The following is a 21798-nucleotide window of genomic DNA, read 5'->3' on the forward strand; positions in this document are numbered from 1 at the left end:
TGAGCCTTACCAACAGCTAATGCTGCGGAAGGTTAGTCCGCCCCGGCTAGAAATGAATGCCCTGGTGCAAAACGGCCCACCAGCCCGCTGCCACTACCAGTAGCAGCAACATCAGCCCCGAAGCCAGGCGGGTTTTCTGCGGGGCCTCCACGGTAAACTCAAACAACTCGTTTAGGCAGCCCACGCTCAAGGGGAGCAGCAGCAGGCCCATGGTCAGAAAATGCAGCCGCTCATTCATGCTCAGGTCAGGGAGCTTAAGCAGGGTTAGCAGTATGCTGCCCGCCACCCAGGGCACCAAGATGGTGGCCATAATCAGGGTGCGGCGGTTGTTATACTGCATTAGGGTAATAGAGTCGTGAGTTTGCAGAAAGCCAACTGCCGCGAAGTAGCCGATAATCATCTGTGCAATCCCGAAGACTACAGCTACAATAAGGTTGGGAATATTGCCGGCCAGAAACAGCCAGCTCGGCACATACCAAAAGCCCGACTCGGTAACTGTGTCGCCCACCATGGCGCCCAGTACGTGGTTGCAGGCATGAAAGGCTACCCAGACCAGAAAGAGCTTAAACAAGCCCCGCTGGCCCCGTTCCCGCTTCCAGAACCACCCGGCTGCTACTATTCCCACCACTGCGCATACTGCCGGCCCTACGCCATAAACAGCAATAACGGCCGAGCGCCACCATTCCGGGTCGGTGATACTGAACTTGACGCTGCTTACCTGCCACACGCCCGGAATACTCAGACGCACGGCCATACGCACAGTGGCTAGCTGGTAAAGCCCGTTCACCAATAAGTAAGCCAGCAAGTAAATAGCAGTGCTATTCAGGGCCGTAATGGTGGTTTTGGTAGTAGAGCTGTAGGGAGCAGCCGGAGCCGGAGCAGACATGGTGGAGAAATTAAAAAGCCTAGCGCGGACTAAAAGTAGTGAGTCTGGGGTTGAGTTCCAGCAGGCTCCGGCGGCTCCCGAATAGCATTTGCGGGCGGTTTTGCCTACCTTTGTCTTTGAAAATACGCCACTAGTGAAGAACATTCGCAATTTCTGCATCATTGCCCACATCGACCACGGCAAAAGCACGTTGGCCGACCGGCTCCTGGAATTCACCAGCACCGTGTCGAAGCGCGACATGCAGGCTCAGCTGCTCGATAATATGGATCTGGAGCGGGAGCGGGGCATCACCATCAAGAGCCACGCCATCCAGATGCAGTACCCCTACAAAGGGGAGATGTACACGCTCAACCTGATTGATACCCCCGGCCACGTCGACTTCAGCTACGAGGTGTCGCGCTCCATTGCCGCCTGCGAAGGCGCTTTGCTGATCGTCGACTCCTCCCAGGGTATTGAGGCCCAGACGATTTCCAACCTCTACCTGGCCATCGGCTCCGACCTGACCATTATTCCGGTTCTGAATAAAATCGATTTGCCCCACGCTATGCCGGAAGAAGTTTCCGACGAAATCGTGGACCTGATCGGCTGCGACCGGGACGAAATCATTCCGGCTTCGGGCAAGTCCGGCATCGGCATCGAGGATATTCTCAACGCCATCTGCGACCGTATTCCGGCCCCCAAAGGCGACCCGGAAGCTCCGTTGCAGGCTCTGATCTTTGACTCGGTGTTCAATTCCTACCGCGGCATTGAAGTACTGTTCCGCATTAAGAACGGCACCATGCGCAAGGGCGACAAGCTCCGCTTCATGGCGACCGGCAAGGAGTACGGTGCCGACGAAATCGGTATTTTGGGTTTGAACCAGGAGCCCCGCCAGGAAATTGCGGCCGGCAACGTAGGCTACCTGATTTCGGGCATCAAAGAAGCCCGGGAAGTAAAAGTAGGGGACACAATTACCCACGTAGCCCGTCCCACTCAGGAGGCCATTGTCGGTTTCGAGGACGTGAAGCCCATGGTATTCGCCGGTATCTACCCCGTCGATACCACCGAGTACGAGGAGCTGCGCTCCTCGATGGAAAAGCTGCAGCTCAACGACGCCTCCCTGGTGTGGGAGCCCGAAACCTCGGCGGCCCTGGGCTTCGGCTTCCGCTGCGGCTTTTTGGGCATGCTGCACATGGAAATCGTGCAGGAGCGCCTGGAGCGCGAGTTCAACATGACGGTCATTACCACCGTGCCCAGCGTGCAGTTTCACGCCACCGGCACTAAAGACCAGTTGCTGACCATCAACGCGCCCTCCGAAATGCCGGAGCCAAACCTGATTAAGCACATCGAGGAGCCCTACATCAAAGCCCAGATCATCACGGCTTCGGATTACGTAGGCGCCATCATCACCTTGTGCATGGAGAAGCGCGGCATCATCAAGGGCCAGAGCTACCTGACCTCCGACCGGGTGGAAATGAACTTCGAGCTGCCCCTGTCCGAAATCGTGTTCGACTTCTTCGACAAGCTCAAGACCATCAGCCGCGGTTACGCCTCGCTCGACTATGAGCTCATCGGCTTCCGCGAGTCAGACATGGTCAAGCTCGACATCATGCTAAACGGTGAGAAGGTCGATGCTTTGTCGGCCATCGTGCACCGTTCCAAGTCGTATGAGTGGGGCAAGCGCATCTGCGAAAAGCTGCGTGAGCTGCTGCCCCGTCAGATGTTCGATATTGCCATTCAGGCCTCCATCGGGCAGAAAATCATTGCCCGTGAAACGGTGAAGGCCCTGCGCAAAAACGTAATTGCCAAGTGCTACGGCGGCGACATCAGCCGTAAGCGCAAGCTGCTCGAAAAGCAGAAAGAAGGCAAGAAGCGGATGCGCTCGGTGGGCTCCGTGGAAATACCCCAAGAAGCCTTTTTGGCCGTCCTTAAACTCGACTGATTTCAGAAACGCGTCCTTCGGGGCGCGTTTTTTTTTACCCACATTCCCTCTTTTTTCACCTCATACAATTCTTGCAAAGGCGTCGTATGACTTTCCCTTATCCCATGTCTACTTCCCTCACCAAGAACTGCACGAGCCAGGCTCAGCTGGAAAAAATTGTCAAAGGCCAGGAGCGTAAGTTCCGGTGGCGCGACGACTGGCCCCAGATGGAGCAGGCCATTCTGACCGAAGGCGCTGCCGCCATTGCCCGCCACCAGCAAGCCCACCCCACAACTCCCAACCCCGACCAAGGATTAGTATAACTTAACCTGATAAAGCATGACCACTGCTCCTGAAGCACCCGCCACCTACCGCCTCATCGACGGCAAGCAGACCGCCGAAGACATCAAAGTGGAAATTGCCGCCGAAGTAGCCCAGCGCCGGGCCGACGGCCTGAAAGTGCCCCATCTGGCCGCCATCCTCGTAGGCCATGACGGCGGCTCCGAAACCTACGTACGCAACAAGGTGCTGGCCTGCGAGCGGGTTGGTTTCGAAAGCACCCTGCTACGCTACGAAGACGACATCACCGAAGCTGAGCTGCTGGCTAAGGTCGACGAGCTGAACCGGGACGAGCAGATTGACGGCTTCATCGTGCAGCTGCCCCTGCCCAAGCACATCGACCCCAATAAGGTCATCGAAGCCATTCGGCCGGAAAAGGACGTGGACGGTTTTCACCCGATGAACATTGGCCGAATGGTGGCTGGTTTGCCGGCCTTACTGCCCGCTACGCCTTCGGGCATCGTGGAGCTGTTGCGCCGCTACGAGTTGGTAACCGACGGTAAGCACTGTGTGGTAATTGGGCGTAGTAACATCGTGGGTACGCCAGTTAGTATTCTGCTAGCCAAGAACTTGGAGCCAGGTAACTGTACAGTTACTTTATGCCACTCCCGTACCCAGAACCTGGCCGAAATTACCCGCACTGCCGACATCGTGGTGGCTGCTCTGGGGCGCCCGGGCTTCGTCACAGCCGATATGGTGCAACCTGGTGCCGTGGTAATTGACGTAGGTACCACCCGCGTGGAAGATGCCACCAAAAAGGCTGGCTGGGCCCTGAAAGGCGACGTGAATTTTGAGGAGGTGGCTCCCAAAGCCAGTTACATTACGCCCGTACCCGGCGGGGTAGGGCCCATGACCATTGCCATGCTGCTGCTCAACACGCTGCGGGCAGCGAAAGGGGAGATATACCCGCGCTAAACGGCGGAAATAGGCCTTCAACCTTTCGAAATACAGGCGGTTATCGTACTTTTGAGGTCCGGTTGCGGTTCAGGAGCATAGTGCAGACGCACTTTGCTTCGTTGGGCCGCGGCCGGACTTACCCGTTTTTCTCTCGTTTTGCTGCACGTACTTCCACTTACGTCGGCACCCCTGGCCGCAGAGCCGGCGGTGGCCGCGCTGCCCCTGATGGAGCAGTTTTACACGATTCAGGGCGAAGGCTATAACACCGGCCGCGCCGCGTACTTCCTGCGTCTGGGCGGCTGCGACGTGGGTTGCGTGTGGTGCGACGTAAAAGAGTCGTGGGACGCTGATGCTCACCCGCGCGTGGCCATCCCCGACATGGTAGCCGCCGCTACGGCTCATGCCGGCCGCAACGTAGTCATTACCGGCGGCGAGCCCCTCATGCACGACCTGACCCAGCTCACGGCTGCTTTGCACGCGGCGGGTTGCCAGAACTGGATTGAAACCTCGGGCGCTTATCCGCTCACCGGGCAGTGGGACTGGATTTGCGTGTCGCCCAAGAAATTCAAGGCCCCGCTGCCTTCGGTATTGCAGCAGGCCCACGAGCTCAAGATTATCGTTTTTAACAAAAGCGACTTTCAGTGGGCCGAGCAGCACGCGGCCTTGGTGGGGGAGCACACCCGCCTGTACTTACAGCCCGAATGGAGCAAAGCCTCGCAAATGATGCCGTTGATAGTGGATTATGTAAAAGAAAATCCGCGCTGGCAGGTGTCGTTGCAGACGCATAAATACCTTGATATTCCGTAGCTTCCTGCCCTATGCGCCGTTTGCTACCAATTCCCCTTTTGCTGCTATTTGGTCTGAGTTTCTTCCTGCCTTCAGCGGCAGTGGGGCAGAACAAACTGTCGAGCTCCAACACCAAAGCCAAAAACCTGTACGATAAAGCGCAGGCCCAGGCTAAGGAACGGCAGTTTGACAAGGCCATTGAAACGCTGACCACCCTCAATCAGAAATTTCCCTCGCTCGGAGAGCCTTACATTATGAAAGGTTCCCTGCTCAAGGCTATGGGGGAAAACCGCGGCGCCTACGAAGCCTACCGCGACGGCCTGAGCAAAGTAGCCCTCGACCCGGCCCGCTCCCTGGATTACTATACCCTGGCCGACCTGGCCATGAGCTTCGGCGACTATGCCACGGCCGGCGACAATTACAAGCGTTTCGTCAAAACGGCGCCGAAGGGGCAGCGCTTCGTCTTTCGGGCCCAGCGCCAACTGCTCAACTGTGAGTTTGCCGTGAAAGCCATGGCCAACCCCGTTGGTATTGAGCCTACGCGCCTGCCGGAGCCCATGAACACGTTCCGTTACCAGTATTTTCCTGCTCTAACAGCCGATAACCGTTTTTTGCTGTACACGGCCCGGGCCACGGTGCAAAGCAACGAGGACCTGTTTATTGCCAAGCAGAACAAGGACGGCTCCCTGGGCAACCCCGTCCCGATTTCGGCTGCCATCAATACCAGCTACAACGAAGGCGCTGGTACGATTTCCGGCGACGGCAAAACCCTGGTTTTCGCCTCCTGCGACCGGCCTAATGCGGTGGGCAACTGCGACCTCTACATCTCCCGCCGCACCGGCAACACCTGGAGCAAGCCTCAGAACCTGGGCCGCAACGTGAATTCGGTAGAGTGGGACTCCCAGCCCACCTTGTCGGCCGATGGGCGCACACTGTACTTCACTTCTACTAGGCGCGGTGGTAAGGGGCAGGAAGACCTCTACGTGACCACCCTGCAAGAAAACGGCAGTTGGAGTGCCGCTAAAAATCTGGGGGAGCCGGTCAACACACCGGGCAAGGACATGGCTCCGTTTATCCACGCCAGCGGTACTACGCTCTACTACGTCACCGACGGCCTGGTAGGCATGGGCGGCCTGGATGTGTACCGCTGCGAGTTGCAAACCGGCAACAAGTGGAGCGACCCGCTAAACCTAGGCTACCCACTAAACACCTTCGAGAACGAGGCTTCCCTGTTTATCAGCTCCGACAACCGCCGGGGCTTCTGCAGCCGCTCCCGCGCCCCGGAAGTAGGCATGAAAGCCGAGCGTGACCGGCCGGTCGAATTGTTTGCCTTCGAAGTGCCCCAGCCCGTCAAGGCCCGTGAAACCAGCACCTACACCCAGGGCCGGGTATTCGACGCTACTACCAAAAAGCCCATTCAGGCCGACGTGCAGCTCTATGACCTGCAAACCGATGAGTTGACCCAGTATGTAACCTCCGACTCAGAAAACGGCGACTATACTGTGGTCCTCAACGAAGGCCGGCAATATGCCATGTACGCCGTGGCCGACAAGTACCTAATGAAGAGCCTGAGTTTCGACTACTCCGACAAGCGCACCTTCGACCCGCTGACCCTGGATATCTACCTGGAACCCGTGCGGGCCGGGCGCAGCATCGTGCTCAATAACCTGTTTTTTGACACGAATGAGTATGAGCTTAAGCCTACTTCCCGCACCGAACTCAACCGCCTGATTCAGTTCATGCGCCAGTACCAGGATGTGCAGGTAGAAGTATCGGGCCACACCGACGACGTGGGGGCCGACGCGGACAATATTACTTTGTCGCAGAATCGGGCCCGGTCGGTGTACACCTACTTGGTAGAGCACGGGGTAAAGGCCACTCGCCTGCGCTATAAGGGGTATGGCGAGACTAAGCCCCTGGTAGCCAACGACTCGGATGCGCATCGGCAGCAGAACCGCCGTATCGAACTGAAGATCCTTTAGAGCTCTTCCGCTAAAGAACAAAAACCTGGCCCGCAACGGCCAGGTTTTTTTATTGGAGTATGTCTTTGTGGTATGAATATTATAATGCTGACAATCAAATATATAATAAACATCTATGAAAGTATTTGAATAAAATAATTATAAAAATTCTTTGTATTATTAAATATTTGAAGTTATGTTTGGTCGTTCTTCAGAAAACCAGCCTCCAAGCCCAGTTAGCTGATTTAGTTTCTGCCAGTGGTTTTTGAAGGACTGCAAGCTTTAACTACCATGTTCACTTTACCCCTTTCACTGTTATGAAAAAAGTCTATTTGTTGGCTTTGCTGGCCTTAGGCACGCAAACCGCCGCTCTGGCTACCATTGACCCCGATGGTCCTTCTGGCCTTCAGGCCCGGGCAACGACTCTGACGCGCACGATTGCTCAGCAAGCCAAGCTCGACGAAGGTCAGTATCTGAAAGTGAAGCAGCTGAATCTGCGCATGCTCACGGAAGTGGATGACCTCAAAACCCGTTTCGCCGCCGACCCCGCCATTATGGATCAGCAGCTGGCCAGCGCCCAGGCCCGCTATGAGGCCGAACTAGCCTCCGTGCTACGGCCTGCCCAGTACGCCGTCTACCAGCAGGCCCGCACCAGCATGACAGCTCTGGGAGCTGCCAAATAGCCCGAAAAACAAGAAAGAGCCTGCCGCAACAGGCTCTTTCTTGTTTTTCGGGTGCTTGCTGCTCTAGAACCAGTAAGACGAGAGGACTATACTAAGGAGTAAATTATACGCTAGAAAATATCCATATTTTATTGTTTTTATTTAATACAAGTAGTATATTCACTATATGATTAAACGCCCTGAGTGCTTTGGTTACTAAGCCCTTACAGGTATAGTCAGTTTGCAGCTCCACCACCAACTCAACCATTTCCCACCGCTATGAAAAAGCTGTACGTAGTTGCCATCCTATTGGCAAGTTTCGCCGTTCCATTCACCACGCAGGCCGGCAGTGGCGACGAGGCTCTGAAGGGCCGGGCCGCCTCCCTGACCCGGCGCATGTCCGAAACAACTAAGCTCGATGAAGGGCAATACCTGAAGGTGAAGCAGCTGAATCTGCGCATGCTCAGCGAGGTTGCCGAGTTAAAGGCCCGCTACGGTGGCACCGCCGCCCTGGATGAGCAACTGGCCCAAGTGCAGATGCGCTATGAGTGGGATTTAGCTGCCATCCTGTGGCCCCGGCAGATGGCTGCCTATACGCAGTCGAAACTGAATGTTATGGCCTTCAATGGCCGCTAGCTGGTAAGTAGCCCGCGCTGTTCTCAGCATTGGTTTCAAGGAACTGATACAAAAAAAGACCCGCTGCAAGCGGGTCTTTTTCATTAGGGGCAGTACGAAATTACGAGCGCTGCTCGATGCTTACGTAGTCGCGCTCCAACTCACCGGTGTATACCTGACGGGGACGGCCGATGGGCTCTTTGTTTTCGCGCATTTCCTTCCACTGGGCAATCCAGCCGGGCAGGCGGCCCAGGGCAAACATTACCGTGAACATCTCGGTCGGGATGCCGATGGCGCGGTAGATGATGCCGGAGTAGAAGTCAACGTTTGGATACAGCTTACGCTCAACGAAATACTCATCGGTGAGAGCAGCTTGCTCCAACTCCTGGGCAATCTTGAGCAGGGGGTCGTTGATGCCCAATGCGCCCAGTACGTCGTCGGCAGCTTTCTTGATAATCTTGGCGCGGGGGTCGAAGTTCTTGTAGACGCGGTGACCGAAGCCCATCAGGCGGAAGGGGTCATTCTTGTCCTTGGCCTTGGCAATGAACTTGCTTGTGTCGCCGCCGTCCTTCTGGATGGCCTGCAGCATCTCCAGTACTTCCTGGTTGGCACCACCGTGCAGGGGGCCCCACAGGGCGTTGATACCAGCCGATACCGAGCCATAGAGGCTAGCGTTGGCTGAGCCTACCAGACGCACGGTCGAGGTGGAGCAGTTCTGCTCGTGGTCGGCGTGCAGGATGAGTAGCTTGTTGAGGGCCGATACGATACGCGAGTCGATTTCATACTTCTCCGTGGGGAAGCTGAACATCATGTACAGGAAGTTCGAGCAGTAGTCGAGGTCGTTGCGCGGATAGTTCAGCGGGTGACCCATGTTGTTCTTGTAGGTCCAGGCGGCAATGGTCGAAATCTTGGCCATGAGACGAATCACGTTCAGGTCAATTTCTTCCTTGCTCAGATCCGGCGACACGCTTTCGGGGTAGAAGGCGGTCAGCGAGCAGATCAGGCTGCTCAGGATGGCCATGGGGTGAGCGGCCGAGGGGAAGCCGTCAAAAATCTTGCGCACGTCCTCGTGCACGAGCGTGTGCTTGGTGATCTGGTGGCTGAAGTTGTCGAGCTCGGCCTGGGTGGGCAGCGTGCCGTAGATCAGCAGGTAGGCAACTTCCAGAAAGCTGGACTGCTCGGCCAGTTGTTCAATCGGATAGCCGCGGTAGCGCAGAATGCCTTCCTCGCCGTCGAGGAACGTAATGGCGCTCTTGGTAGCTCCCGTGTTTTTGTAGCCCGAATCGATAGTGATGTAACCGGTCTGGTCACGCAGCTTGGCAATATCAATTGCCTTTTCGTGTTCGGTGCCCTCGGTGACGGGGAAGGAGTAGGACTTCCCGTCGAGGATCAGTTCAGCAGACTCTGCCATAGGACTGGGTTAGAGAGGTGGTTGCGGGGCGAAACTAAAGATTAAACCGGCGAGCCGGCAAGTGCGGGAGAGAAACACCATTACTACAGCTTGCCCCAGGGTGTTGTTTGGATACAAGACGGCTCAGTGTGGGCCGCCGCGCAAATTACGCCCAAGAAGGGTTAGATTCTACTATTCCGGAAAAGTTACTTGTAAACCACCCTCAAGGGCCTGTTTTTCGGACAAAAAGCCAGAGTACCTTAACCAAAATGCCCGAAAACGGTAGGATAATCACAAAAACAATCCCGATAACCGGGCTGCAACCTATACGGCATGAACTACAATCAGTTGGGTAAATCCTCAATTCAGGTCAGTCAAATCAGCTTCGGCTGCATGTCGCTGGGTCCAGACCATACGGCCAATGCCACCCTGCTACGCCGGGCCCTGGATGCGGGTATTACCTTTTTTGACACAGCTGACCTCTATGATAAGGGCGGGAATGAAGTAACCGTTGGCAAAGCCTTGCAGGGCCGGCGGCAGGAGGTAGTGCTGGCTACCAAAGTCGGTAGTCAGTGGCGCCCCGACGGCAGTGGCTGGGACTGGAACCCGCGCAAAACCTATATGCTGCAGGCCATAGAGCAAAGCCTGCGCCGCCTGCAAACCGACTATATCGACTTATACCAGTTGCACGGCGGCACCCTCGACGACCCGATAGACGAGACCATCGAGGCGTTTGAATTGCTGAAGGAGCAGGGTAAAATCCGGGCATACGGCATTTCCTCGATTCGACCCAGTGTCATCCGGGAGTACGTACGCAAGTCCAGCATTGCCAGCGTGATGATGCAGTACAGCCTGCTGGACCGGCGGCCTGAGGAAAGCTGTCTGGAATTGCTGCACCAGCACCAGATCAGTGTGCTGGCGCGGGGTAGCTACGCCCAGGGCCTACTGGTGGGTAAACCGGCCAAGCCCTACCTGACCTACGCGCCGCAACAGGTAGAGCAGGCCGCGGCGGCAATAAGGCAGGTTGCGGACAGCTTACAGCAAACGGCCGCCGAAGTAACGGTGGGCTTCGTATTGGCCCAGCCCGTTATTGCTTCCGCCGTGCTCGGCATTCGAACCGCTGAGCAGCTTGATGATGCCATCCGGTCCGGACAACAAGTACCCTTGAGCACCGCCCAGCTACAAACTCTACGGCGGGCGTTGTCGCCGAATCAGTACGACCAGCACCGCTAGGCACCAGGTTACTTACCGATGCAGAACTGGGTGAAGATGCTGGTCAGCAGGTCGTCGGAGGAAATTTCGCCGGTGATTTCACCCAGCGCAGCCAGGGCCTGGCGCAGGTCGGCGGCCAGCAGCTCGGTGCCGGTGCCAGCCTGAATACCGAGCAACACCGCGTCGAGAGCCTGGTTGGTTTGCTCCAAGCTGCGGGCGTGGCGCAGGTTCGTGACGATGGTGCTTTGGCCGGTGCGGTCGAGACCCTCGCCGCGCACTTTCAGCAGTAGGGCTTCGCGCAATTCGTCGAGGCCGTCGCCGCGGGCAGCGGCAATGAGCAGCACGTCGGGCTGATTGTGGAAGGCTTCAATTTCCGGATCAGAGGCCACATCAAGCTTGTTGCCGACGGCCAGCACCGGGATAGTGCGGCCAGGATTCAAGGCTTCAATTTCGGCTTCAAGCGCCTGGGGTGTTGTGCTCGTAATATCAAACAGATAGATGAGCAGGGCTGCCTGAGTAACCCGCTTCTTGGTGCGCTCCACACCGATGGATTCGACCACGTCGGCGGTGTCGCGCAGGCCAGCCGTATCCACGAAGCGGAAGCGGATACCCTCGATGCTGACCTCGTCCTCAATCAGGTCGCGGGTGGTGCCGGCCACGGCCGAGACGATGGCGCGTTCCTCGTTGAGCAGGGCGTTGAGCAGGGTGGATTTGCCCGCGTTGGGCCGGCCGGCAATAACGGTCGTGACGCCGTTCTTGATGACGTTGCCGAGTTCGAAGGAGCGGAGCAGGCGGCGGACCAGGGTTTGCACTTCGTTCAGCAGCTTGACCAAACCGGTACGGTCGGCAAACTCCACGTCTTCTTCGCCGAAGTCCAGCTCCAGCTCCAGCAGGGCCGCAAACTGGACCAGCCGGCCGCGCAGGTCGCGCAGCTCCTGGCTGAAGCCACCCCGCATCTGTTGCAAGGCTACCTGGTGGGAAAGGGCCGAATCGGCGGCAATCAGGTCGGCCACGGCTTCGGCCTGGGCCAGGTCGAAAGCCCCATGCAGGAAGGCGCGCTTGGTAAATTCCCCGGCTTCGGCCAGGCGGGCCCCGCGGCGGGTGAGCAAAGTCAGAATTTGCTCGACGATGTAGTCGGAGCCGTGGCAGCTGATTTCCACCACATCCTCGCGGGTGTAGGAGTTGGGGCCCTTGTAAAGCGAGATAACAACTTCATCCAGGATGCGGGCCCCGTCGCGGATGGTGCCGAAGTGCAGGGTGTGGCTGGCCTGGTCCTGAAGCTTTTTGCCGGCAAACACGGCATCGGCCATGGCAATAGCCTCGGGGCCCGACAGGCGCAGCATGGCAATGGCCCCGGCACCGGGTGGGGTGGAAAGGGCAACGATGGTATCGGAAAGCGCGGGAGGAAGCGGAAGGGCCACGGCGAAACGGTAAACCGTAAAAGTGAAGCCGCAAAGGTACGCAACCTGGCCGCTAGCTCCCGCTTAGCAGGGCGACTAACCGCAGTGACAGGATTGGGCTACTGATTGCTGTTCAACGCTGCGCGGAGCCGATGCTTCATGCTCCGGACCACCTAGCCGGTAACGAAAAGGTTGCGGCTGACCTCGGCCGAAATCAGCGTAGTCTTTTGTTTATTAACTTTGATTTCCAGGGAGTTGTCAAAGCTGACTTTGTCTAGAACTTCAAGGTGGGCGCCCAGGCACAAACCGACTTTATCGAGGTACTGCAGAAACGACGCTGAGGTGTTTTTAACGGCTACGACGGTGCCGGAGTCGCCGGGTGTAAGGTCAGCTACGAGGCGATTTTGGGGGCGCAGAATGGCCCCTTCCTCCGTCGGAATAGGGTCCCCGTGGGGGTCGGTTTGCGGAAAGCCCAGGAACTCGTCGAGGCGGCGCACCAGCAGCGGGGATTGGATATGCTCCATTTCCTCGGCCACCTCGTGCACCTCGTCCCAGTTGAAGCCCAGCTTCTGCACCAGAAATACTTCCCAGAGCCGGTGCTTACGAATGGTGAGCAACGCCAGGCGCCGGCCTTCCGGCGTGAGCGACACGCCCCGGTAGCGGGTGTAGTTGAGCAGTCCTTTCTCGCCCAGGCGACGCAGCATATCCGTTACGGAGGCGGCCCGGGTCTGTAGCACCTCGGCAATGCGGTTGGTGCTGACTTCCGAGCCGGGCTCGGCTTCGGCCAGCTTGAAAATGGCCTTTAAGTAGTTTTCCTCGGTGTAGCTGGGCAAGAGAAGAAAGTTAGGCTTCAAAAGTAGAAATTCTAAACTCAAGTTTAGGCAAGAGGCCTCGTTAGCCGGCTTAACAAAAAAGAGGTGGCCGCCTGAATTGGCCTGCCACCTCCTGTTCTCGAAAGCCTCTTACTGTTCCTGCGGGGCAGGGTCCTAAGCTTGCTTTACCACTTAATCAACGCTGATGCCCAGGTGAAGCCCGAGCCGAAGGCGGCCAGGCAAACCAGGTCGCCACGCTTGATTTTGCCTTCGGCTACGGCCTCGCTCAGGGCAATCGGCACGGAGGCGGCGGTGGTGTTGCCGTAGCGCTGGATATTGCTGTAAATCTTGTCGTCGGTCAGGCCCATCTTCTGCTGCACAAACTGGGTGATGCGCAGGTTGGCCTGGTGGGGAATCAGCATGTCGATGTCCTTCGACTCGTAGCCGTTCTGGTCGAGGGCCTCCTTAATCACCTGGGGGAAGCGGACCACGGCGTGCTTAAACACGTTCTGGCCGTTCATGTAAGGGTACATGTCTAGCTCGTTGGCCACTACATATTCCACGCGGTTGTTGCGGTTCGAGCCGGGTTCTTTCACAATTAGCTCCTCGGCGTGCTCGCCCTGGGAATGCAAGTGGGTGCTCAGAATGCCGTGGCCTTCGCGGGTGCTGGGCCGCAGCACGACAGCGCCGGCACCGTCGCCGAAGATGACCGATACGGCCCGGCCGCGGGTGCTGATATCGAGGCCTGAGGAGTGAATTTCGGAGCCAACTACCAGCACCGTGTCGTACATGCCGGTTTTGACGAACTGGTCGGCCATGCTCAGCGCATACACGAAGCCCGAGCACTGGTTGCGCACGTCGAAGGCTGGGATGGGGTCCTTGATGCCCAACTCGCGCTGCAGCAGCACGCCCGAGCCGGGAAAGAAATAGTCGGGCGACAGGGTGGCAAAGACAATCATCTGCACGTCGTCGGGCTGGAGGCCGGCCATTTCCAGGGCCTTACGGGCCGCGTTGGCGCCCATGTTAGCTGTGGTGTCTTTTCCTTCCTCAAACCAGCGCCGCTCCTTAATACCGGTCCGCTCCTGAATCCACTCGTCGGTGGTTTCCATGAGTTCGGTAATGTCGGCATTAGTGACAACGCGGGACGGAACGTAGTGGCCGACGCCGGCAATTTCGGAATGACGCAGGGTGCTCATATCAGGTAAGTGGGAATAGTCGAGGAAAACGGAGCGAAAAAAAGGAGGCGAAGATAGTAAAAACTAGCCCTCATCTGCGCTAACGGCCGGCAAAGGTCGGCAGTTACCGGATACTATCCAGCAGGGCCCACAATTTTGTGGTTTCGGACTGCCAGAAAGCCTCCGCCGGCACGCCGTATGGGTAAAACGGGGCGGCCGTGAGCTGTGCTACAACGGCTGGTACCGCAAAAGTTTCATCAAAGGATACTACCGCGCCGGCCTGGTGCCGGGCCACGATGCCGGTCCAGTAGGGGTTATCTGGAATCAGCACTGGCAGGCCGCTGGCCAGGTACTCGAAAAGCTTGGTAGGCACGCAGCGCCAGGTGCTGGGGTGGGGCCGGTAGGGCAGCAAACCCAGGTGACTTTGCGCAATTGCGGCGACAATCCGGGCGTGGGGCACCAGCGCGTCGCCCCCGATTAGGGTCACCGCGCCGGGGTTGGCGGCAATGACGGTGCGCAGGCGCTGAAGTTGCTCGGGGCGCTGGCAAAACCCGATAATGGTCAGGTGGGCCTGGGGCCAGTGCTGGCGCAAGCGGAGCGTGAACTCAACGGCCTCGAACACGCCATTCAGCTCCGAAATGGTGCCCGAATAGAGCAGCCGCAGTGTTTCGCCGGGCCGGGGCATTAACATTAGGCGGGTTGGGGCAGCGGCTGGCGTTTCGGGTTCGGATGCAAACTTGTTTTCCAGCACCACCGTGCGCCGGGGCTTGGCAAAGGGCAGCTCCTCGGCGTAGCTGCGCTCGGCCAGGATGATGCCCGCCGCCCGCCGGGCGACCATAGTTTCCAGGCCGCGCACCAAGCCGGCCAGCAGGCCCCGCAGCCAGGGCGGGTATACCTGCTGGGTCCGGATGTTTAAGGCATAATTCTCCCGCACGTCATAAAGAAACTTCCGCCCGGAGCCCAGCCGGTGCCAGAGCAGGGTCAGGGGCAGCAGCTCAGGGGCATGAACGAGCACCACGTCGGGTTGTACTTGGTGGAGCAGGCGCCAGTAGCGCCATTGGGCGCCTAAGCGCTGCCAGCTCAACCGGCTGCCCCGGAGCAGGGAATGAAACCGGATGCCGACCGGGGTATCTGCGGGGGCAGGCGCCCAGCGGCCGGCAATGTGGACCGTATGCTGCTCACCGGCCCGCTCTACGAGCGTGCGGCCAAATTTGCCGTACATGCGCGTGTCGTCCAGAGGTTTGAGGACGGAGGCCAGAAGGAAGGTAGTCGGCTGCATTGCTGAGTGCAAAGATGCCGGTTCTGCGAAATAGTTTGGCTTCCCGAAGGTTGGAACCACTGTCGGCTGCTCAGCGCCACGAACTAAACCAAGCGGCCGGCTGCTTCAGGGAAGTTGGTTTAGTTGGTCCGCCGCTGCTCGGCGTCGTTGCCAAACTCTCGGGGGGCGACTTTTAGCTGCCGATTGCCAAAGTCGTAGGAGAGGGACAAGCGCACAAACCGGCTGCTGTTGTTCTCGCTGTACACCTGCTTGACGCCGTTGACCGTGGACGTGTAATCTTTCAGATAGGCCGTGTTAAATACGTCATTGAGCAGCAGGGTGGCCTGCACCCGGTTACGAAACAGGCGCTGCTGCCAGGCTAGGTTCAGGCCGGCCAGGTAGCCCGTGGTGTACAGGCCCCGGGTTACCGGGGAGCTATAGGTATAGTCGGCCTGCAGCTTGGTGGTAGGGCTCAGGGTAAAGGTATGACTGGTAGCGGCGTAGAGCTGGGGCGTGTTGCGGGGTACCGCGGCCAGCGCCCCGGTAAAGCGGCTGCGGGAACCGAGCAGGTAGAGCGTGTTGTGGGTTTGCCACCAGCTAGTTGGCGTGGCCGAGTAGGTAGTGCCCAGCCCGAAAGCAAGCTCCCGGAAGTAATTTTGGCGGCTGATAACCAGAGTATTCGTGGTCGGGTTGGCCGTGAAAACGGGCCCGAAACCGTCGGTGGTGCGCGACAGAAAGGCCGTGGTACGCAGCGCCTCTCGGAAAGTGTGGGTCAGCTCCAGGTTGTCGACGAAGCTGGGTTGCAGAAACGGGTTGCCTTCCGAGTAGCTGGTGCTGTTGATATAGGAGCGGAACGGGTTGAGCAGGGCGAAGCCGGGGCGGTTTACCCGGCGCCCGTAGGTAGCCTGCATCTGCTGATTCTCGCTGGGCTGATAAGTAAGGTAGGCGCTGGGAAAAGCTTTCAGGTAGTCATTAGTAGTGCGCTGGTCCAGCGTGGCCGAGTAGCCCCGGGTTTGGGTTTGCTCCAGGCGCAGGCCCAGTTGCAGGTTCCAGTGGGTACTCAGGCGGCGGGTCCCGCTCAGGTACAGGGCCTGGGTCTGCTCCCGGTACTCGAAGCTGTTCGACTGGCTGGGGTCCAGGATGGGCCTAGCTGGCCGCGTATTGTAGTACTGCAGGGCGCTCCGGCTTTGAATCAGGCTGACTTTCGCTCCGTAGCTCAGCCTGGCCCACTTCAGCGGGTGCTCTACATCGACCTTGCCGCTGAAATTCTGAATCTGCTGCCCGGAAATATTCTGGGCCGCCAGATTCGGGTTCAAAAACTCCTGTGCGGGGGAAAAGCTGGCGGAGGCAAAACGGTTATCCACCTCGGAGCAGTAGGAGAAGTAATCAGCATCGAGGGAAATCCTGCGCTGCAACGTATCCAACACAGTTACGACGTGGGCGTTGGCGGCGTGGCTGTTGGTGCGCACCAGCCGGGTCCCAGTAATCATCAGCACCGAATCCAGGGTGTGAGCGGGGTTGAACAGGCCGATTCGGGTGTGGTCCTGGCTGCTGGGGGCCGAAGTAGAGCTACCCGCGTACTGCAGGCCGATGGTGGTGTGCTGGGTTAGGTCGTAGTCTAGGGCCAGCTGGCCGGCAGCAGTACCTGTTTGCTGCCTGGCGGCGTAGCGCAGCTCCCAGGAGCCGGCGGGGTAGTAGGTGTCCAGGCGTTGCTTTACCCGGGTATTTCCCTGCTTGCCGCTGGCGCTGAGCGTGAGCCGCAGCTTGTCTTTGCTGTACACCAGGTTGTTTTGCAGCGTAGCGGCCCCGAAGCTGTTTTGCTCGTAGGCCAGGGTTGTCGTGTTTTGCCAGGCGTTGGTCGGCCCTTGCTTGAGGTTGATGTTCAGCAAGCCCCCGTCGCCGCTGGCCTCGTACTGGGCCGGCGGATTGGTAATCACCTCCACGTTGCGGATGCTGCTGGCTGGAATCGACTTGAGGTAGGCCACCAACTCCTCGCCCGACAACTCCAGTAGGCGCCCGTTTACCATCACCCGGGCCGAGCCTTTGCCCAGCATGCTGATACTGCCGTTGCGGACGAGTACCCCCGGCGCGGCGGCCAGGGCTCCTACAGCGTCTCCACCCACCGCGGCCACGCTGTTTTCCACGTTGAACACGACCCGGTCGGTTTGGTATTCGACTAGCTTTTTGCGTCCTACTACTACCACTTCCTGCAAACTGGCCGTGCTAGGTTGCAACACGATTGGGGCAATAGTAAGGCTCTTGCTCAACGGCACATCCTGCTCCCAATCGGTGAACCCCAGGAAGCTGACCCGGAGCTTGTAGGTGCCGTGGGCTGCCGTCAGGGCAAAGCTTCCGGCTTCGGTGCTGACGGTGGCGGCTACCAGCTTTCCATCGGCTCCGAACAAGACCACGTTGGCCCAGCCAATGGGCGCTGCGCCATCTGTTATATTGCCGCTTATCGTGTTTTGGGCCGCCGCCGAATTGGACAGTAAAAAGGCAACCAGCAACAGGCCGCACCCAACGTGGCGCAGGTAGCCAAGTGGCGTTAGGAGGGAAGCGCAGGAGCGGGAAAAGGACCGGGAAAAGGTAGTAGTCAGGAAGTGGGCAAGCACGGTAAGCATGGCGGCAAAAGACTGGTAGAGCTTGGCATCAGCGCCAAGTCTGCCAAAGGTGAGGTGCCGCCCCGGGCCCCGCGACTGACTAAAAAAAGTCGAACCCTTTTCCTCCCGAAAAATGAGTTCGACTTCACTCAGTAGACGTTCGACTTTTGTGTTATACTCTAATGAATAAGGGCTTAATGGTTGTTTTAGTCAAATCTCAACCTGTCCCGAATCAGGTGCTACGGTATTGGGTTGGGGTTAGTCCGGTCTGCTTTTTAAAGGAAGTATTGAACGACGACTTGGAGTTGAACCCCACCGCGTAGAGAATTTCCAGCACCGTCAGCTTGCCCTGGCTGGGGTCCTTGAGCAGGTGCTTGGCCTTGTTGATGCGGTACTCATTCACGAAGTCGAAGAAGTGCTGGTCCAGGTGGTGGTTGATAAGCACCGACAACTCCCGCGCGGGCAGCTGCAGCTGCCGGGCCAAATCCTGCACGGTCAGGTCGGGGTTGAGGTAGGGCTCGGCCTGCACCATGTGGGCCCGCAGCCGATGGATCAGGGCCTGCCGGGCTTGGTCGGCGGCCGGCTCGGACATGGCAGCCGGGGCCGCTGCCACCTGTGCCTGGGCGATGAGTTGCTCCACTGGTGGCAGGCTTGAGTCGATGCTGCGAAACAGGGTGGGGTTGTAGAGGGCCTTGAGTACAAACCACGACAGAATGCAGGTTGCATTGAGTCCGACCAGCAGCTCCAGGCCGTTAAAAAGCTGGCTGTAAGGCGTGAAGCCCAGCAGATCCTTGACCACGATAATGCTATGCAGCACAGTATCGACGACGGTAAGCTGAAACAGCCAGCGGTAGGTGATAATCGAGGTATCAGCGTAATTCTCTTCGTAGGTGCGGCGGTACTTGCGCAGGGTCAGGAACGTGGCCGTGATGTAGAACACGAATTGCAGGTGGCCCAGTACAAAGCTGAATGTAGCTTCCGGCGTGCCACCGTAGTGGGCCAGAAAAGCCTGCTTGGCCGCCGCATCCACCAGATAAAACCGGGGCATGAGCACCAGCGTCAGCACCGCGAAGGGCAACAGGTGCCACAGGTGCTTGGCCCGCAGCCGGAAGTCGGAGTAGCACAGGGCCAGGGCGTAGAAGTAGAACAGCGGATTAATCAGCGTGTTCAGGCTGATTTTGAGCAGCAACAGCGTAGGGTAGTCCACCAAAAAGCGGTTGACAAACCACGAGCTGATGTCCAGGGCGTTGAGCAGGATAAAGCCGGCCAGCAGCGCATTGCTCAGCCAGCTGCGGGTCCGGACCGTGAGCAGAAACACGGCCAGAATGCAGGAAATAAAGACGGCCAGCAGGCTGACAAGGGGTAGCAGGCTTCTTATATCCATGCAGCTCGCACTCTAGAATTGGGCATAAGCGGGTAAGCACAAGTAAAGGTAGAGGCCGCCCGCGGATTTGCCGACCCGTCCCGGGGGCCGCGCCCGGATGTTTTACGGCATTCGAGTACCAACCCCGAGCATTTTGCTGCTAGTTTTGCACCCTACATTTTTTGCACTCTTTCGCATGACCAACCTGCAAGCTACCATAGAAGCTGCCTGGGCCGACCGCAGCCTCCTGCAGCAAACTGCCACCACCGACGCCATTCACGCCGTAATCGAAGAGCTCGACAAGGGCCGCCTGCGCGTAGCCGAGCCCACCGCCGACGGGCAGTGGCAGGTGAATGACTGGGTAAAAAAGGCCGTTATCCTGTATTTCCCCATTCAGCAGATGGAAACCATCGAGCTGAAGCCCTTTGAGTACCGGGACAAAATGCGCCTCAAGACCGACTACGCCAGCCAGGGTGTGCGCGTAGTGCCCCCGGCTACGGCCCGCTACGGCGCGTTCTTGGCCTCGGGCGTTATCCTGATGCCCAGCTACGTCAACATCGGTGCCTGGGTAGGTGAGGGTACCATGGTCGATACCTGGGCCACGGTAGGTTCCTGCGCCCAGATTGGGGCCGGCGTACACCTGAGCGGCGGCGTGGGTATCGGCGGGGTGCTGGAGCCCGTGCAGGCCGCTCCGGTTATCATCGAGGACGGCGCCTTCATCGGCTCACGCAGCATTCTGGTGGAAGGCTGCCACGTGGGCAAGGAAGCCGTAATCGGGGCTGGCGTGACCATCACCGGCAGCACCAAGATTATCGACGTGACAGGCGCTGAGCCCGTGGAGTACAAAGGCTTCGTGCCGGCCCGCTCGGTGGTAATTCCGGGCTCCATTACCAAGAAATTCCCCGCCGGCGAGTACCAGGTGCCCTGCGCCCTGATTATCGGCCAGCGCAAGCCCAGCACGGACTTGAAAACCTCATTGAACGACGCCCTGCGCGACTTCGGCGTCTCGGTTTAAGCCGGCCGTGAAGCACGCAACTGCAGCTACCTTCCGCTACCGGCCCCGGTTGATTGTCAAGTCCTATCTACAGGTAAACTTGTTTATCCTCGTTTGCCTGGGAATAGGAAAGTGGCTTAATAGAGAAGATCCGAAATGGTCGGTGCCAGCGTTACTGGTAGTGCCTTGCCTGATGAATGCATTCCTGTTAGTGCACTCCCTGCTGAAACCACCCTTGACCGGCATCAGCATTGATTCTGCTGCCGGAACGGTAGTCGTGAGCCGCTGGCTTCGCAGCCCCCAGACATTTGACCTGAGTCATCTTACCAGCGGCTTCGGGCATACTACTGTAAAAGGAGTGAAGCACGAGTACTGGGCTCTGGCGAACGGCCCGGAAATAGTGGTTAAAGTCACCCCCATGGTTGATGGGTGGCTCAGAAAAGACCTAGTACAGCTTAACCGGTTCTTTGGTAAGCGAATTGAGTCAAACAAGAAAGCCCGCTAAGTAGCGGGCTTTTTTGTTTGGCTTGTAGTCTGGCTTGAAGACCCAACGGCTACTTCAGTTGCTTGTCTACTTCTTCTTTCCAGACCGCCACGAACGGCTCTTCCGCGTCGGTTTGGTAGGCGCAGCGCATCACGTTCGTGTTCGACTCGATGGTGAAGTTGCCATCGGGGTCGACGGCAATGATGCCCCGGTCGCCGGCGAGCTTGTCGGCGTACATTTCCACGGCTTCGCGGGCGGCTTTGTCGATAGACATCTTCTTGTACTTGCGCAGGGCATACACCTCGTGGGCCACGCCAGCCAGCATGATGATTTCCCCATCACCGGTGGTCGAGACGGCGCAGACTTCGTTGTTGGCGTAGCCGCCGCCGCCGAAGATGCAGCTGTCGCCGACGCGGCCGCGCAGCTTGCCCTCGATGCCGCCGGTAGAGGTAGCCATGGCTAGGTTGCCGTTCTGGTCGAGGGCCACGGCCCCCACGGTGTCGTGCTTGTTGGCGTGCTCTACCTCGGCCTCCTGGATTATCTCCATCCACTCCTCGCGCTGGGCGTCGGTTTTGAAGTAGGTGGGGTCTTGCAGGGGTAGGCCCTGGGACAGGGCGTATTCCTGGGCGCCCTCACCCGTGAGGAAGGAATGCTTGCACTTCTCCATCACCAGGCGGGCCAGGCTCACGGGGTTCTTCACCAGCTTGAGGCCGCTTACGGCTCCACCGCGCAGCGTGCTGCCATCCATAATGGAAGATTCGGTTTCGACTTCCCCGTTGATGTTGAACATGCCCCCGCGGCCGGCGTTGAACAGCTCGTTGTCTTCCAGGCTTTTCACGGCCGCTTCCACCGCGTCGAGGGCGGCCCCGCCGCGGGCCAGGATTTCGGAGCCGGCCATCAGCGCCTTTTTCAGGCCCTGTTTCAGCTTCTCTTCTTTTTCCGGGGGAATGGTTGAAGGGTCGGTGTTGACGGCGCCGCCGTGAATAACGAGTACGTATTTGCGTTTGGTGGGAGAGTCAGGCATGACAGGCAGGGTGAAAAGGGTGAAAACAACAAAAGCACGG

19 protein-coding genes are annotated in these 21798 nt (G+C 58.3%); 10 read left to right on the forward strand and 9 right to left on the reverse strand.

Annotation, left to right across the window (positions count from 1 at the left end):
- Positions 1-46: 46 nt before the first annotated feature.
- On the reverse strand, positions 47-886 hold the full coding sequence (locus tag MUN80_RS17400) for a hypothetical protein (protein WP_244714742.1): 840 nt from the start codon (positions 884-886) through the stop codon (positions 47-49).
- A gap of 133 nt (positions 887-1019) precedes the next feature.
- Here MUN80_RS17400 and lepA point away from each other — a divergent pair, with 133 nt between their 5' ends.
- The 7 genes from lepA to MUN80_RS17435 all read left to right on the forward strand — a co-directional run bounded on the left by lepA (position 1020) and on the right by MUN80_RS17435 (position 8067).
- Complete coding sequence (gene lepA, locus MUN80_RS17405; RefSeq protein WP_135392460.1) at positions 1020-2807, forward strand: translation elongation factor 4; 1788 nt, start codon at positions 1020-1022, stop codon at positions 2805-2807.
- Between the two features lie 104 nt (positions 2808-2911).
- Positions 2912-3109, forward strand: coding sequence for a hypothetical protein (locus MUN80_RS17410; RefSeq protein WP_244714743.1), 198 nt, complete (start codon positions 2912-2914; stop codon positions 3107-3109).
- A gap of 16 nt (positions 3110-3125) precedes the next feature.
- On the forward strand, positions 3126-4040 hold the full coding sequence (locus MUN80_RS17415) for a bifunctional 5,10-methylenetetrahydrofolate dehydrogenase/5,10-methenyltetrahydrofolate cyclohydrolase (RefSeq protein WP_244714744.1): 915 nt from the start codon (positions 3126-3128) through the stop codon (positions 4038-4040).
- A 207-nt stretch (positions 4041-4247) separates the two neighbouring features.
- Positions 4248-4829, forward strand: coding sequence for a 7-carboxy-7-deazaguanine synthase QueE (locus tag MUN80_RS17420; protein WP_244724908.1), 582 nt, complete (start codon positions 4248-4250; stop codon positions 4827-4829).
- A 38-nt stretch (positions 4830-4867) separates the two neighbouring features.
- On the forward strand, positions 4868-6790 hold the full coding sequence (locus MUN80_RS17425; RefSeq protein WP_244714745.1) for an OmpA family protein: 1923 nt from the start codon (positions 4868-4870) through the stop codon (positions 6788-6790).
- Positions 6791-7086: 296 nt separating this feature from the next.
- Positions 7087-7452: a hypothetical protein gene (locus tag MUN80_RS17430; protein WP_244714746.1), complete on the forward strand. Its 366-nt coding sequence runs from the start codon at positions 7087-7089 to the stop codon at positions 7450-7452.
- Positions 7453-7710: 258 nt separating this feature from the next.
- Positions 7711-8067, forward strand: coding sequence for a hypothetical protein (locus tag MUN80_RS17435; RefSeq protein ID WP_244714747.1), 357 nt, complete (start codon positions 7711-7713; stop codon positions 8065-8067).
- A 100-nt stretch (positions 8068-8167) separates the two neighbouring features.
- Here the strand turns inward: MUN80_RS17435 and MUN80_RS17440 are convergent, their stop codons facing one another.
- Positions 8168-9457: a citrate synthase gene (locus tag MUN80_RS17440; RefSeq protein WP_244714748.1), complete on the reverse strand. Its 1290-nt coding sequence runs from the start codon at positions 9455-9457 to the stop codon at positions 8168-8170.
- 312 nt (positions 9458-9769) lie between these two features.
- On the opposite strand from MUN80_RS17440, the gene MUN80_RS17445 reads away from it, so the two are divergent.
- On the forward strand, positions 9770-10669 hold the full coding sequence (locus MUN80_RS17445) for an aldo/keto reductase (RefSeq protein ID WP_244714749.1): 900 nt from the start codon (positions 9770-9772) through the stop codon (positions 10667-10669).
- A gap of 8 nt (positions 10670-10677) precedes the next feature.
- On the opposite strand, the gene mnmE is transcribed toward MUN80_RS17445, so the two are convergent.
- The 6 genes from mnmE to MUN80_RS17475 form a co-directional block, all read right to left on the reverse strand.
- Entirely contained in the window at positions 10678-12069 is a 1392-nt protein-coding gene (gene mnmE, locus MUN80_RS17450; RefSeq protein WP_262922015.1) for a tRNA uridine-5-carboxymethylaminomethyl(34) synthesis GTPase MnmE, read from the reverse strand.
- Positions 12070-12221: 152 nt separating this feature from the next.
- Positions 12222-12881 (reverse strand): metal-dependent transcriptional regulator, encoded by a 660-nt coding sequence (locus MUN80_RS17455; RefSeq protein WP_244714750.1) that lies wholly within the window; start codon positions 12879-12881, stop codon positions 12222-12224.
- Between the two features lie 164 nt (positions 12882-13045).
- Entirely contained in the window at positions 13046-14047 is a 1002-nt protein-coding gene (locus MUN80_RS17460; protein ID WP_244724911.1) for a 3-oxoacyl-ACP synthase III family protein, read from the reverse strand.
- A gap of 112 nt (positions 14048-14159) precedes the next feature.
- Entirely contained in the window at positions 14160-15314 is a 1155-nt protein-coding gene (locus tag MUN80_RS17465; protein ID WP_244714751.1) for a glycosyltransferase, read from the reverse strand.
- A gap of 119 nt (positions 15315-15433) precedes the next feature.
- Entirely contained in the window at positions 15434-17914 is a 2481-nt protein-coding gene (locus MUN80_RS17470; protein WP_244714752.1) for an outer membrane beta-barrel family protein, read from the reverse strand.
- 211 nt (positions 17915-18125) lie between these two features.
- Entirely contained in the window at positions 18126-19277 is a 1152-nt protein-coding gene (locus tag MUN80_RS17475) for a helix-turn-helix domain-containing protein (RefSeq protein ID WP_244714753.1), read from the reverse strand.
- 175 nt (positions 19278-19452) lie between these two features.
- Between MUN80_RS17475 and MUN80_RS17480 the strand changes: the two genes are divergently transcribed.
- Together MUN80_RS17480 and MUN80_RS17485 are read left to right on the forward strand one after the other, a co-directional pair.
- Positions 19453-20271 (forward strand): 2,3,4,5-tetrahydropyridine-2,6-dicarboxylate N-succinyltransferase, encoded by an 819-nt coding sequence (locus MUN80_RS17480; RefSeq protein WP_244714754.1) that lies wholly within the window; start codon positions 19453-19455, stop codon positions 20269-20271.
- Between the two features lie 79 nt (positions 20272-20350).
- Entirely contained in the window at positions 20351-20755 is a 405-nt protein-coding gene (locus MUN80_RS17485; RefSeq protein WP_244714755.1) for a hypothetical protein, read from the forward strand.
- 49 nt (positions 20756-20804) lie between these two features.
- Here the strand turns inward: MUN80_RS17485 and MUN80_RS17490 are convergent, their stop codons facing one another.
- Positions 20805-21758: an isoaspartyl peptidase/L-asparaginase family protein gene (locus MUN80_RS17490; RefSeq protein ID WP_244714756.1), complete on the reverse strand. Its 954-nt coding sequence runs from the start codon at positions 21756-21758 to the stop codon at positions 20805-20807.
- Positions 21759-21798: the final 40 nt, after the last annotated feature.

The organism is Hymenobacter cellulosivorans, from assembly GCF_022919135.1.
Taxonomy (GTDB): Bacteria; Bacteroidota; Bacteroidia; order Cytophagales; family Hymenobacteraceae; genus Hymenobacter; species Hymenobacter cellulosivorans.

What these genes read in the sequence shown, in the direction of transcription:
- MUN80_RS17400 (WP_244714742.1), bottom strand. Translation starts at nt 886, where the DNA reads ATGTCTGCTCCGGCTCCGGCTGCTCCCTACAGCTCTACTACCAAAACC.
- MUN80_RS17410 (WP_244714743.1), top strand. Translation starts at nt 2,912, where the DNA reads ATGTCTACTTCCCTCACCAAGAACTGCACGAGCCAGGCTCAGCTGGAA.
- MUN80_RS17415 (WP_244714744.1), top strand. Translation starts at nt 3,126, where the DNA reads ATGACCACTGCTCCTGAAGCACCCGCCACCTACCGCCTCATCGACGGC.
- MUN80_RS17420 (WP_244724908.1), top strand. Translation starts at nt 4,248, where the DNA reads ATGGAGCAGTTTTACACGATTCAGGGCGAAGGCTATAACACCGGCCGC.
- MUN80_RS17430 (WP_244714746.1), top strand. Translation starts at nt 7,087, where the DNA reads ATGAAAAAAGTCTATTTGTTGGCTTTGCTGGCCTTAGGCACGCAAACC.
- MUN80_RS17435 (WP_244714747.1), top strand. Translation starts at nt 7,711, where the DNA reads ATGAAAAAGCTGTACGTAGTTGCCATCCTATTGGCAAGTTTCGCCGTT.
- MUN80_RS17440 (WP_244714748.1), bottom strand. Translation starts at nt 9,457, where the DNA reads ATGGCAGAGTCTGCTGAACTGATCCTCGACGGGAAGTCCTACTCCTTC.
- MUN80_RS17445 (WP_244714749.1), top strand. Translation starts at nt 9,770, where the DNA reads ATGAACTACAATCAGTTGGGTAAATCCTCAATTCAGGTCAGTCAAATC.
- MUN80_RS17465 (WP_244714751.1), bottom strand. Translation starts at nt 15,314, where the DNA reads ATGCAGCCGACTACCTTCCTTCTGGCCTCCGTCCTCAAACCTCTGGAC.
- MUN80_RS17470 (WP_244714752.1), bottom strand. Translation starts at nt 17,914, where the DNA reads ATGCTTACCGTGCTTGCCCACTTCCTGACTACTACCTTTTCCCGGTCC.
- MUN80_RS17475 (WP_244714753.1), bottom strand. Translation starts at nt 19,277, where the DNA reads ATGGATATAAGAAGCCTGCTACCCCTTGTCAGCCTGCTGGCCGTCTTT.
- MUN80_RS17480 (WP_244714754.1), top strand. Translation starts at nt 19,453, where the DNA reads ATGACCAACCTGCAAGCTACCATAGAAGCTGCCTGGGCCGACCGCAGC.
- MUN80_RS17490 (WP_244714756.1), bottom strand. Translation starts at nt 21,758, where the DNA reads ATGCCTGACTCTCCCACCAAACGCAAATACGTACTCGTTATTCACGGC.